The organism is Mesorhizobium loti CJ3sym, assembly GCF_000472785.1.
GTDB classification, from domain to species: domain Bacteria; phylum Pseudomonadota; class Alphaproteobacteria; order Rhizobiales; family Rhizobiaceae; genus Mesorhizobium; species Mesorhizobium loti_E.
In genome coordinates this window covers 250,953-263,944 of sequence record NZ_AXAL01000003.1, presented here as the reverse complement: position 1 = coordinate 263,944, position 12,992 = coordinate 250,953, and the positions used below count along the sequence as shown (strand labels likewise).

10 protein-coding genes are annotated in these 12,992 nt (G+C 64.3%); all 10 read left to right on the top strand.

Annotation, left to right across the window (positions count from 1 at the left end; all coding sequences use genetic code 11):
* Position 1: 1 nt before the first annotated feature.
* The 10 genes from A3A9_RS0108215 to A3A9_RS0108170 all read left to right on the top strand — a co-directional run bounded on the left by A3A9_RS0108215 (position 2) and on the right by A3A9_RS0108170 (position 12,986).
* A complete protein-coding gene (locus tag A3A9_RS0108215) occupies positions 2–2,251 on the top strand; it encodes a DUF5682 family protein (RefSeq protein ID WP_027058354.1) in 2,250 nt (749 codons plus the stop codon).
* Positions 2,244–3,479, top strand: a complete 1,236-nt coding sequence (locus A3A9_RS0108210; RefSeq protein ID WP_027058353.1) for a VWA domain-containing protein — start codon at positions 2,244–2,246, stop codon at positions 3,477–3,479. The genes A3A9_RS0108215 and A3A9_RS0108210 overlap by 8 nt, the downstream gene beginning before the upstream one ends.
* Positions 3,480–3,724: 245 nt before the next feature.
* Positions 3,725–4,699, top strand: a complete 975-nt coding sequence (locus tag A3A9_RS0108205; protein ID WP_027058352.1) for a sugar-binding transcriptional regulator — start codon at positions 3,725–3,727, stop codon at positions 4,697–4,699.
* Positions 4,700–4,744: 45 nt separating this feature from the next.
* Positions 4,745–6,190 carry an ABC transporter substrate-binding protein gene (locus tag A3A9_RS0108200; RefSeq protein WP_027058351.1) on the top strand — a complete coding sequence of 482 codons (1,446 nt, stop codon included), beginning with the start codon at positions 4,745–4,747 and terminating at the stop codon, positions 6,188–6,190.
* A gap of 159 nt (positions 6,191–6,349) precedes the next feature.
* On the top strand, positions 6,350–7,273 hold the full coding sequence (locus A3A9_RS0108195; protein WP_023777019.1) for a carbohydrate ABC transporter permease: 924 nt from the start codon (positions 6,350–6,352) through the stop codon (positions 7,271–7,273).
* Positions 7,274–7,282: 9 nt separating this feature from the next.
* Positions 7,283–8,140 (top strand): carbohydrate ABC transporter permease, encoded by an 858-nt coding sequence (locus A3A9_RS0108190; protein WP_027058350.1) that lies wholly within the window; start codon positions 7,283–7,285, stop codon positions 8,138–8,140.
* Between the two features lie 2 nt (positions 8,141–8,142).
* The gene (locus A3A9_RS0108185) at positions 8,143–9,261 is read left to right on the top strand and encodes an ABC transporter ATP-binding protein (RefSeq protein ID WP_027058349.1); all 1,119 of its coding nucleotides are present in this window, start codon (positions 8,143–8,145) and stop codon (positions 9,259–9,261) included.
* The gene (locus A3A9_RS0108180; RefSeq protein WP_027058348.1) at positions 9,258–10,382 is read left to right on the top strand and encodes an ABC transporter ATP-binding protein; all 1,125 of its coding nucleotides are present in this window, start codon (positions 9,258–9,260) and stop codon (positions 10,380–10,382) included. Before A3A9_RS0108185 ends, A3A9_RS0108180 begins: the two co-directional genes overlap by 4 nt.
* Positions 10,382–11,935, top strand: a complete 1,554-nt coding sequence (locus A3A9_RS0108175) for an FGGY-family carbohydrate kinase (RefSeq protein WP_027058347.1) — start codon at positions 10,382–10,384, stop codon at positions 11,933–11,935. Before A3A9_RS0108180 ends, A3A9_RS0108175 begins: the two co-directional genes overlap by 1 nt.
* A 10-nt stretch (positions 11,936–11,945) precedes the next feature.
* Positions 11,946–12,986 carry a 2-hydroxyacid dehydrogenase gene (locus A3A9_RS0108170; protein ID WP_027058346.1) on the top strand — a complete coding sequence of 347 codons (1,041 nt, stop codon included), beginning with the start codon at positions 11,946–11,948 and terminating at the stop codon, positions 12,984–12,986.
* The last annotated feature ends 6 nt before the right edge of the window (positions 12,987–12,992 follow it).

Below are 12,992 nucleotides of genomic sequence, written 5' to 3'. Positions count from 1 at the left end.
CATGGCACTTGGCGACGTTTCCTATTTCGGCATACGCCATCACGGGCCCGGCTCCGCCGCCAGCCTGGTGCAGGCGTTGCAGGAGTTGAAACCGGTCGCCGTGCTGATCGAAGGCCCGGCCGATGCATCGGCGCTGCTGCCATTGCTCGCCCGCCCCGAAATGCAGCCGCCGGTGGCGCTGCTGTGCTATCCGGAGGACGATCCGGCCTCGACGAGCTTCTGGCCCTTCGCCGAATTCTCGCCGGAGTATCAGGCGACGCTGTGGGCTGTCGCCAACAGCGCGACATTGCGCTTCATCGACCTGCCGTCTTCGGCCCGGGTCGCACCGGCTGAGGCCACGGAAAAAGCCGATGCCGATGGAACGGAAGTCACCGTCGAGGCTGAGACGGCACCGCACCTGCGTGATCCGATCGGAACGCTGGCACAGGCCGCCGGCTATGAGGACGGCGAGAGCTGGTGGGCCGATGTCGTTGAGCAGAACCCTAAGCCCGGCCCGATCTTCGCCGCTATAGCCGATGCAATGACGACGCTGCGCGAAGGTGAAGGCCTGCTTGCCGAATTCGAGGCTAAGCGCGAAGCCCATATGCGGCTTGAAATCGCCGCCGCGCGCAAGGAAGTCGACGGGCCGATCGCTGTCGTCTGCGGCGCCTTCCATGTGCCGGCGCTGCAGGTAACGCGTCCGCTCAAGGAGGACCAGGCGCTGCTCAAGGGGCCTGCCCGGCGCAAGAGCACGATGACCTGGGCGCCGTGGACCGGCCCGCGCCTGGCGCTCGGCCTCGGCTATGGGGCCGGCGTCGTCGCGCCTGGCTGGTGCAAGCATCTGTGGCGGACGCGTGGGCTAGGCGACGCCTCGGTCCTGTGGCTCGCGCGCATCGCCACAGTGCTGCGGGCGAAGGGGCACATGGTGTCGACCGCCTCGCTGATCGAAGCCGAACGGCTGGCCCGCACGCTGGCCGTGATCCGCGAGCGGCCAAAGCCCGGTTTCGAGGAATTGCGCGATGCCGCGATCGCCGCTCTGTTCAACGGCGAAGCGGTGCTGTGGGCGTTGGTAGAAGCCGAACTGCTTCTGGGCGCCGATGTCGGTGAAATTCCACCCGATACCCCGCTGGCGCCGCTGATCGAGGATCTGCAGCGCAACCAGAAGGCGGCGCGGTTGAAGCCGGAGGCGCTGGAGCGCGAATTGTCGGTCGATCTGCGCAGCGAAAGCGGACTGTTCCGCTCGACCTTGCTGCACCGGCTGAATGTGCTTGGCGTGCATTGGGGCAGGCTGACCGACAGCGGGCGCAGCCGCGGCACGTTTCGAGAGCGCTGGACGCTGGCGTGGGAGCCGGAATATGCCGTTCGCCTGGTCGAGAACCTGGTCCATGGACCAACCATCGACAAGGCGGCCAATGGCCGGCTGATCCAGATGATCGGCATCGCGACCTCTCTCGATGCGCTGGCGGCGCTGGTCCAGGGCGCCATCACGGCCAACCTGTCCGAGGCCTCGACCGCCGGGCTGGCGATGCTGGAGGAACGCGCGGCGCGCAGCAGCGAATGCCTGGAAATCCTGGCATCGGTGCCGCCACTCGCCGAAATCATCCGCTATGGCGAAGCCCGCAAGACCGAAACGGCGCGTCTTTCCGGCTTGCTGGAGCGGCTGATCGTCGAAGGCGGCATCGCGCTCCCTTACGCGGCACGCGATCTCGACGCCCAGGCTTCGACGGCGCTGGTCGGGGCCATGCGCAAGGCCGATGAGGCGATCAAGCTGGTCGAGCCTGAACAGGACGTTCTGGATGCCTGGCGCAATGGACTGGCGGCCGTGCTGGACGGATCGCGATCGACCCCACTGGTGGCCGGCTGTGCCGCGCATCTACTCTACGAAGCCGGCCATCTGTCCGCCGAAGCGGCAGCGGGCCTGATCGAACGGCGGCTGTCGCCGGGCACGCCGGTGACGGAAGCCGCAGGGTTCTTCGAAGGTTTCTTCAGCACCGCCGGCCAAAGGCTGATCTATGACGAGGGTCTGCGCGGCGCGGTCGATGCCTGGCTCAAATCGCTCGACGAAGACGCTTTCATCGCGCATTTGCCGCTGCTGCGCCGAGTGTTTTCGCATCTGGATTCGATGGAGCGGCGGCGGCTGATCGAAGCGGTCCTTGGCCGCGCCAGGCGCCTGCCGGCCGGGTTGACGCCGACGCCCAACGGCGACGAGGCCTGGCGCCGGCACCTGGAACGGCTTCGGCCTTTGCTGATGAGCGAGAACGGCAATGGATGACGAGGCCGCCATCAACGAGACCGAGCCGGCTGGCGATGGGCGCGAGCGCCGCTGGCGCCTGGCGATCGGCGCCGATGACGACACCTCGTCAGCGCTGTCCGATACCGACAAGCGGCTGTCGGCGGCACTTGATGCACTTTACGGCGACGGAACCGGCGATGCCGCCGCCGATCCGCGCAAGCGGCGCGGCGGGCTTGGTCGCTCGGCGCCGAAGGTGGCGCAGTGGATGGGCGATATCAGATCGTTCTTTCCCTCGCAGATCGTGCAGATCGTCCAGAAGGATGCCTTCGAACGGCTCAATTTGAAGCAGATGCTGATGGAGCCGGAATTCCTCAAGGCAATCGAGGCCGACGTCAATCTCGTCGCCGACCTGATCTCGCTGCGCTCGGTCATGCCGGCCAAGACCAAGGATATCGCTCGTACGATCATCGCCGACATCGTTGCCAAGCTGATGCAGCGGCTGGAGCAGAAGACCGCCGAGGCGATCCGCGGTGCACTCGACCGGTCGCAGCGCACCAACCGTCCCCGGCAGCGTGACATTGACTGGCCGCGGACCATTTCGGCCAATCTTCGCCATTACCAGCCCGAGCACAAAACCATCGTCCCGGAAAAACTGGTCGGCTTCATGCGCAAGCAGCGCAGGCTGGTCGATCTGGACGAAGTCGTGCTGTGCGTCGACCAGTCGGGCTCGATGGCAAGCTCGGTGATCTACTCTTCGATCTTCGCTGCCGTGATGGCCTCCTTGCCGGTGGTGCGCACCAAGCTCGTCTGCTTCGATACAGCCGTCGTCGACCTGACCGAGGAGCTGAGTGATCCGGTCGAGGTCCTGTTCGGTGTGCAGCTCGGTGGCGGCACCGACATCAACCAGGCCGTCGCCTACTGCGCCGACCGCATCGAACGGCCGACCAAGTCGCATATGGTGCTGATCACCGATCTCTATGAAGGCGGCAACGGCCAGGAATTGCTGCGGCGGCTGGCGGCACTCGTCCGCTCCGGCGTCAATGTGGTGGTGCTGCTGGCGCTGACCGATCAGGGCAGGCCGGGCTATGACCCGAAGATGGCAGGATCGGTGGCGGCACTCGGCATCCCGGTCTTCGCCTGCACGCCGGATCTGTTTCCAGACATGATGGCGGCGGCCTTGCGACGGGAAGATGTCGGTGCGTGGGCGGCAGGCGCCGATATCAAGCTTGTTCGCGCCGAGGCTGACAGCCCGGAGGCCGGCGCGTAAGGCGCGCTCACCTTCACGCGTCTGGCGTGATCAAAAAGCGGTAATCCAAAAGCAAGGCTGAAACCCGGCGATGCTGACATGCACGCGGGAAGAGCCCATCGCATCACCGTTCACTGAACGTCGCCAGACGGTCGGTTGAAGCCCGTTCGGCCGTCATGTCGTGATTTGCGCGAAACGGTCGCTTGACTCTGATCAAGCCTTGTGAAAAATTTTGCAGCAACTGATAAAAATATCAAAGGGTGGAAATGGTAGGGTTCGGCAACGGCCTCCTGCGCGACGATGAAACCAGCATGGCGACACGTGCCGCGTGGCTTCACTATGCCGGTGGCCTGACCCAGTCTGAGGTCGCCAAGCGGCTGGGACTGACCAGCCTCAAGGCGCACCGCCTCATCACCAAGGCAAACCAGGAAGGGCTGGTGAAGGTTTATATCGACGGCGAAGTCTCGGAATGCGTCGAGCTTGAAGACGAACTGTCCCGCCGCTACGGCCTCGATTATTGCGAGGTGGTCCCGGATTTCGATTCCGAGGATCTGCCGCTCAAGGCGCTCGGCATTGCCGGCGCGCAGTTCTTGAAACGCGAGATCGAGCGCGGCGAAGAGGCGCTGATCGGTGTCGGCCATGGCCGGACGCTGGCCGCTTGCGTCGAATATCTGCCGCGCACCTCGACCGACAAGATCCGCTTCGTCTCGCTGCTTGGCGGCCTGACGCGCAAATTCTCGGCCAACCCGCATGATGTCATTCACCGCCTGGCCGAACGCACTGGCGCCGAAGCCTATGTGATGCCGGTGCCGATGTTCGCCAACACTGCGGAGGACCGCACCGTTCTGCTCGGGCAGAAGGGCATCCGCGAGGTCTTCGACCTCGCACGCTCCGCCGACCTCCTGTTCGCCGGTATCGGCACAGCCGAACGCGAGGCATCGCTGGTAGCCACCGGCATGATCGAGAAGGGCGAGATGGAGGAGATCCGCCGCAATGGCGGCGTCGGCGAATTGCTTGGCCATTTCTTCGACGAGGCCGGCAGGGCGGTGGCGACGACCGTTTCCAACCGGGCGATGGCGCTGACGCGCGAGGACATCAGCAGCCGCCGGATCGTCGCCGTCGCCGGCGGCAAGATCAAGGTTCGTGCCATCAAGGCCGTGCTGGAAGGGCGCTATCTCAAGGGGCTGATAACCGATGAGCGGACGGCGCGATCGCTCGTGGACGAGACGCCGGTCGGGTAGCCGGCAACAGTTCAGTTGAAACTACCCTGTGGAGGAGAAGACGAAATGCATGAGAAAGAGAAAGACCTCATTAACGCCTTCCTGCGCGGACAAGTCGACCGTCGCGGGCTGATCAAGGGCCTGGGTGCGATGGGCCTTGCCGCCGGCACCGCCGGCACGCTGCTCAATCTGGGGCAGACCCGCGCGCTTGCCGCGGATTTCGACTGGCAGGCGCATAAGGGCAAGACCATCAAGCTCCTGCTCAACAAGCATCCCTATGCCGATGCGATGATTGCCGACCTCGAGAACTTCAAGAAACTAACTGGCATGGAAGTCGTCTACGACGTGTTTCCTGAAGACGTCTATTTCGACAAGGTGACGGCAGCGCTTTCGGCAAGCTCGCCCGAATACGATGCCTTCATGACCGGCGCCTACATGACCTGGACCTATGGCCCCGCCGGCTGGATCACCGACCTCAACGAATGGATCAAGGATCCGGCCAAGACCAACCCGAACTATGCCTGGGACGACATCCTGCAGGGTGTGAAATCGTCCTGCGCCTGGAACGGCAAGCCGGGCGGCGCGCTGGGCTCCGAAGATGCCAAGCAGTGGTGCATTCCGTGGGCTTTCGAGCAGAACAACATCACCTACAACAAGGGTATGTTCGACAAGGCCGGCGTCGGCGTTCCCGGCAATATGGACGAGATGATCGCCACCGCTGCCAAGCTGCAGACGGACATTGGCGGTGGCGTCTACGGCATCGGCGTTCGCGGCTCGCGTTCCTGGGCGACGATCCATCCGGGCTTCCTGTCGGCCTACTCGAACTTCAACGAGAAGGACTTGACTGTTTCCGCCGATGGCAAGCTGGCGGCGGCGATGAACACTGCGGGCTCGAAGGCGTTCCATGCCAAATGGGTGCAGATGATCCAGGAGAGCGGCCCGAAGGACTGGTCGACCTACACCTGGTACCAGGTCGGCACCGATCTCGGCGCCGGCGCCTCGGCCATGATCTTCGACGCCGACTGCCTCGGCTACTTCATGAATGGCGGCGACAACAAGATGGCCGGCAAGCTTGCCTATGCCGCCTTCACCGCCAACCCTGAGGCCAAGGCCTCGACGCCCAACATCTGGATCTGGTCGCTGGCGATGTCCAACTTCTCGAAAGACAAGGATGCGACTTGGTATTTCCTGCAATGGGCCTCGGGACCGGAGCATGGTTTGTTTGGCGCCACGAAAATGGATTTCGTCGATCCGGTCCGCAAGTCGGTCTGGAAGGACGAGATGTTCCGCGAAAAGCTGAACAAGAGCTATCCGGGCTATGTCGAGATGTTCGACGCCTCGGCGGCCGGTGCCTCGATCAAGTTCACGGCGCAGCCGCTGTTCTTCGACCTCACCACAGAATGGGCGGCGACGCTGCAGAAGATGGTGGCCAAGGAAGTGCCGGTCGACGAGGGCCTCGACAAGCTTGCCGAAAGCATCAACGGCCAGCTCAAGGAAGCCGGTCTCGGTTAAGTCGCAACGAGGGCCGGCCTGCTGGGCGGACCGGCCCTCATCACACCTTTTGACGTTTGCGATGCGGTGCCGGAAGGTGGCCGCTATTTCGCCCGACCGGTCGCCTTGCTCCCTTGGGCGGCCGGCAGGGCGAAGCGACAGCAACAACGGAGCAGCTCGATGACTGCGGTGGTATCGCAAAGGCCCAAGCCATCCGGCTTCAGGATCAGCAAGCGGGTGCTGCCCTATGTGCTCAGCCTGCCGGCCTTGCTGGTCTGCATAGGCATTCTGATCCCGTTCCTTACCTCGGTCGTCTATTCCTTCCAGCGCTACCGGCTGAGCCAGCCCTGGGCGCGACAGTTCAACTGGGGCGACAATTACATCTCCTTCTTCACCGACCCGAAATTCTGGAACACGCTCAAGGTCTCGCTGCTCTATGCCGGCACCACCGTCGTGCTGGAATTGCTTCTCGGTCTCGCCATCGCCTTGCTGCTGCAGAAGCGGTCGACGCTGAACAATTTCATCTCGATCATGCTGTTGATGCCGCTGATGACGGCGCCCGCACTTGCCGCGCTGATGTGGAAGCTGATGACCAATCCCGGCTTCGGTGTGCTGAGCTATCTCGCCAGCCTCATCGGCCTGCAGGATTTCCGCTGGGCCTCGTCGCCGTCGACGGCGCTGTTTACCGTCGTGCTCGTCGACATCTGGGTCTACACGCCCTTCATCATGATCCTGCTGCTTGCCGGCCTGCGCAGCCTGCCGACGCAGCCTTTTGAGGCAGCCGCCCTCGATGGCGTGCCGCGGAGCTTTGTCTTCTTCCGCATCACGCTGCCGATGCTGACGCCTTACATACTGACGGCGACTTTGTTTCGCCTGCTCGATTCCATCCAGCAGTTCGACATCATCTACGCCATGACCCAAGGCGGGCCGGGCGATACGCTCACCGTCTTCCAGGTCGAAGCCTATCTCAACTTCTTCCAGTCGACCAATGTCGGCCGTTCGGCGGCGTTGATGATCATCCTGTGGGCGATCACCTATTTCCTCTCCAACATCTTCATCAAGAACTGGCTGCGGCTGCGCGAACGCGCCCGCGGCCAGGCATAGGAGGCGGCCATGGAACACACCTCCTTGCTCGAACGCATCCTGCGCGGTGCGGCACTGACGCTGGTCGTGATCTTCTTCATGTTCCCGATCGTCTGGATCTTCATGATGTCGTTCCAGACCAACGAGACCATCCTGCGCATTCCCCCGCAGCTCATCTTCGAGCCGACGCTCGCCAACTACACGGCGTTGATCACCGGCAAGCTGATCACCGCCGCCGGCACGCTCGACATCGCCTTCATGCGCAACCTCTGGAATTCGGTGTTCCTGTCGACCACCTCAGTCGCGGTCTCGCTGCTGCTCGGGGTTCCAGCCGCCTACGCCTTCGCGCGGCACAAGTTCCGTGGCTCGGAAGACATCGCCTTCACGCTGCTGTCGTTCAAGTTCGCGCCGGCTCTGTTGGTGCTGTTGCCGCTCACCCTCTATTTCCAGAAGCTCGGGCTGGCCAACACCTATATCGGGCTGATCTGGGTCTACCAGCTGATCTGCCTGCCGCTGATCCTGTGGATCGTGCGCGGCTATTTCGAGGATATTCCCGCCGATATCGAATATGCCTATCGCATCGGCGGCCATTCCTGGTTCGCCACCTTCCGCAAGATCGCGCTGCCGCTCGCTGGCCCGGGCATCGCTGCCGCCGGCCTGCTCGCCTTCATCTTCGCTTGGAACAATTTCGTCTTCGCGCTGGTGCTGGCATCGGCCGACAAACAGCCGGTGACGGTCGGCGCGCTCGCCTTCATCACCTCCTCGGGCATACAGTACGGCCAGATTTCGGCGGCCATCGTGCTCTCGATCACGCCGACGCTGGCGCTCGCCCTCTATGCACAGCGCTATCTGGTCGAAGGCCTCTCGCTTGGCGCGGTGAAAGGATAGACATGGCCAGCCTCGAACTTAGAAACATCGTCAAGCGCTACAAGAGCCAGACCGTCCTCGACAATCTGTCGCTGACCGTGGCCGATGGCGAGACCCTTGTGCTGTTCGGTCCATCCGGCGCAGGCAAGACGGTGCTGCTGCGGCTCGTAGCCGGCGTCATCGACCCGGACGAGGGCAAGATCTTCATCGGCGACGACGACATGACCGATGTCGATGCGGAGTTCCGCGGCATCGGCATGGCGTTCCAGAATTTCGCGCTGTTTCCGCATATGACCGCGTTCGACAACATCGCGACACCGCTGCAGGCCAAGCGTTCCTCACAGAGTGCGATCAAGGCCGGCGTCGAGAGCGTCGCCAAGCTGTTGAAGATTGCCCATGTGCTCTCGCACAAGCCGCGCGCGCTCTCCAACGGCCAGAAGCAGCGCACCGCACTTGCCCGCGCGCTGGTCGGTTCGCCGCCGCTTCTGCTGCTCGACGATCCCTTGCGCAATGTTGACGCCAAGCTGCGCTTCGAGATGCGGCTCGAACTGCCGCGCCTGCTCGCCGATCGCGGCGCCACCGTCGTCTACGTAACCCAGGACTACAAGGAAGCCATGGCGCTCGGCGACCGCATCGCGGTGATGTCGCAAGGCGTCATCAGGCAGCTCGGCACGCCCGAGCAGATCTATCGCGAGCCGGCCAACATCGAGATCGCGCGGCTGTTCGGCGACCCGACCATCAACTTGCTCGACGTCAAGCCTGCGCGCGATGCCAGGGGCATCTATGTCGGCCTCTCCAACGTCCAGGTCCATCTGGCCGGCGCCTACGACACGGCGGTCGGCCGTGACTGCGTGATCGGGTTGCGGCCCGAAGCGTTGAGCTTCGTCGAGGAGGGTATCCCGGGCGCCATTCCCGTTACGGTCGAGGCCGAGACGCCTCTCAACGAGAAGATCGTCACGCTGGTGCGCACCGTGCGCGGTCGCGAGATCCTGGTCTCGCGCCCAGCCGGAACGCCGGGGCGAAGCGAGGGCAAGGCCCATATCGTCGTCGATGGCAAGAGCGCCTTGCTGTTCGACCACGCCAGCGGCGACCGCATCGGCTCGAAGAACGTCGTTGCTTTGCGCAATGGAGAAGCGGCATGAGCCAGAGCGCACTCACCATTTCAGGTGTCGACAAGTTCTACGGTCCGATCGACAGGGGCGTGCACGCCGTCAAGAACCTGACGATGGAAATCGCCAAGGGCGAGATCGTGGCGCTGCTGGGTTCGTCGGGCTGCGGCAAGACCTCGACGCTGCGCATGATCGCCGGCTTTGAAGAGGTCTCGCGCGGCACGATTTCTGTTGCCGGCCGCAAGGTGCACACTCTGGCGCCGGTCAAGCGCAACGTGGCGATGGCCTTCGAGGGCTACTCGCTCTATCCGCCGCTCACCGTGCGCGAGAACATGGCCTTCGCGCTCAAGGCGGCGAGGCTGCCGAAGAGCGAGGTCGACGCCAAGGTCGCCAGCATCGCCAAGCTGCTCGAGATCGAGGACATATTGGAGCGCTACCCCAGCTCCATCTCCGGCGGCCAGCAGCAGCGCGCCAGCCTCGGCCGCGCGCTGATCCGCGAGGCCGACCTGCATCTGCTGGACGAGCCGATGGGGCAGCTCGAACCACAGCTGCGCGCCGTGCTGCGCGGGCGCATCAAGCACTTCATCAAGGAGCGCGGCCTGACCGCGATCCTGGTCACCCACGACCAGACCGAAGCCAATGCGCTTGCCGATCGCATCGCCGTGATGGAAGGCGGCGTGCTGCAGCAGTTCGATACACCAGACCGGATCAAGGAGCGCCCGGCAAACCTGTTCACCGGCACCTTTGTCGGCGAACCGCCGATGAACGTCTTCGAGGCCTATGTCGGGACAACTGCCGGCCGCATCAATCTGCGGCTGCCCGACGGCCTTTCGCTCGACTACGACAAGGACGCCTTCAGCGCTCCGGTTCGCGACCAGTTGCTCAGTCGTGAGCGGGTCGTCATCGGCATCAGGCCCTACGCGGTCCGGCGTTCGAAGGAGGGCGTTCCGGCCAGGGTTTCAGCCAACCAATGGCTCGGCGACCAGACCCATATCGCCGCCGACTTCGCCGGCGGTTCGCTGGTTCTCGTCGAGCATGACCGCACCCGCCTGGACCTTGGTGCGCCGATCAATGTCAGCATCGATCCGAAGAACCTGCACGTCTTCGATCAGGCGAGCGGCGAGGCGATCTCGCACGGCATGGAGCTTGCGTGATGCGTGACGTCCTGATCGGCATTGATGCCGGCACCTCCGTCATCAAGTCCATCGCCTTCGACATAGCGGGCCGGCAGATCGCTGCTGCCGCGCTGCCGAACCACTATGAAACGCTGCCGGGCGGCGGCGCCGAACAGGATTTGGCGCGCACATGGAGCGATGCCGCCACAACCCTGCGCCAGCTCGCCGACAAGGTGCCCAATCTTGCCAGCCGTACTGTTGCCATCGCGGTGACCGGGCAAGGCGACGGCACCTGGCTGATCGATAGCAAGGGCGAGCCGGTGGCCAAGGGCTGGCTCTGGCTCGACGCGCGCGCCGCCGCCGTCGTCGAAGAGATTCGCGCGCGGCCCGAGGATCGGCTTCGCTTCGAGAAGACCGGCAGCGGTCTCGCCGCCTGCCAACAAGGTTCGCAATTTGTCTTCATGAAACGCACCATGCCGGAAATGCTTGGCAAGGCGGCGACCGCGTTCCACTGCAAGGATTGGCTCTATTTCAGACTGACCGGCGAACGCGCCACCGATCCGTCCGAGGGGACCTTCACCTTCGGCGATTTCCACACCCGCGACTACAGCGATGAGGTGCTCGATGTGCTTGGCGTCGCCGATCTCAGGCATCTGCTGCCGCCGATCATCGACGGCACCAGGCACAGCACAGGCCTGTCGCAGGCGGCGGCTGATGCCACCGGCATGCTGGCCGGCACGCCGGTTGTGCTCGGCTATGTCGACGTTGTCTGCACCGCGCTCGGCGCCGGCCTGCTCGACCGTGAGCGTAAGCCCGGCTGCTCGATCATCGGCTCCACCGGCATGCATATGCGGCTGGCCGAGACCCCCGACGATGTGCAACTGAACGACGCGGCGACGGGCTACACAATGGCAATGCCGGCGCCCGGCGTGTTCGCGCAAATGCAGTCGAACATGGCGGCGACGCTCAACATCGACTGGGTGCTTGGGCTGGCCTCCGGCATTCTCGCCTCGCAAGGCATTTCGCGCAGCAATGGTGAGATGATCGCGCTGGTCGACGCCTGGATCGCGGCCGCGCAGCCAGCCTCGCTGCTCTATCAGCCCTATGTCTCGGAGGCGGGTGAGCGGGGGCCGTTCGTCGATGCCAATGCCCGAGCCGGGTTCGTCGGTATTTCGTCGCGGCACGGCTATCCCGACCTCGTCCGCGCTGTTTTCGAGGGCTTGGCCTTCGCGGCGCGCGATTGCTACGCCGCCATGGGGCCGCTGCCGCGTGAGGTTCGCCTGACCGGTGGCGCCGCCAGGAGCCCGGCGCTGCGCAAGATCCTGGGTGCGGCGGTGGGCGCCGACATCCGCACCAGCGCGCGCGAGGAGGCGGGCGCAGCGGGCGCGGCAATGATCGCCGCGGTCTGCGTCGGCCTATACCCGTCCATGGATGCGTGCGTCGGCGAATGGGTGACGCCGCTGCTTGGCGAAGCCGAGCCGCGTGACCGCAACCTCGCCGCGATCTACGACAAGATGACCCCGTCCTACATGTTGGCGCACCAGGCGTTGCGGCCGGTCTGGCGCGCGATGGCTTCAGTGCAGGCAAATTGAGAAGTCGAGTATGCGTAAAAGAATAGCGATCATTGGCGACAACTTCATGCTCCCGGAAGTGTTTCGCGCCAAAATCGAGAAGGTTGCGAGTGGCGAACTCGACATCAGGACGTTGCAGACGGCCTGGCCCGACGAACCGATGGAGTTCGGCAATACGGCGCTCGGCCTCGACAAGGTCAAGGAGTATTTCGGCCACCCCGACGAGGTGGTCGACTTCATCGGCGATGCCGAGATACTCGTCACCCAACTGGCTCCCCTGTCGGAGGGCATGATGCGGCGCCTGCCTGATCTCAAGCTGGTCGCGGTTTCGCGCGGCGGCCCGATCAACATCGACATGGCTGCTGCCAGGGCGCACGGCATCACCGTGGTCAATGTGCCTGGCCGCAACGCCACCGCCGTGGCCGAGTTCACCCTCGGCGCCATCCTGGCGGAGACGCGGCTGATCCGGGTCGGCCACGAGGCCTTGCGCAAGGGGGAATGGCGCGGCGATCTCTACCGCGCCGACCGCACCGGCCGCGAACTCAGCGAAATGACGGTCGGCGTCGTCGGCTATGGCAATATCGGCACGAAGGTGGTGCGCCTGCTGCGCGCCTTCGGTTGCCATGTCCTGGTCAGCGATCCCTATGTGCAGCTGAGCGCCGAAGACCGAAATGCCGGCGTCGAGCTCGTCGCGCTGGACGATCTCCTGTCCCGCTCCGATGTCGTCACGCTGCATTCGCGGGTGACCGAAGAGACGCGCGGCCTGATCGGCAAGGACACCATCGCGCGGATGAAGCCTGGCGTGATCTTCGTCAACACCGCGCGCGGGCCGCTGGTCGACTATGACGCCCTCTACGAGGCGCTTGTATCAGGCGAGATAGCCAGCGCCATGCTGGAGACGTTTGCCGTCGAGCCGGTGCCTGCCGACTGGCCGTTGCTCCAGCTTCCCAACGTGACGCTGACGCCGCACATCGCCGGCGCCTCGGTGCGCACCGTCACCTATGCCGCCGAACAGGCCGCCGAGGAGGTGCGCCGCTACATCGCCGGTCTGCCTCCGGTCAATCCGTGCTGAGGCAGC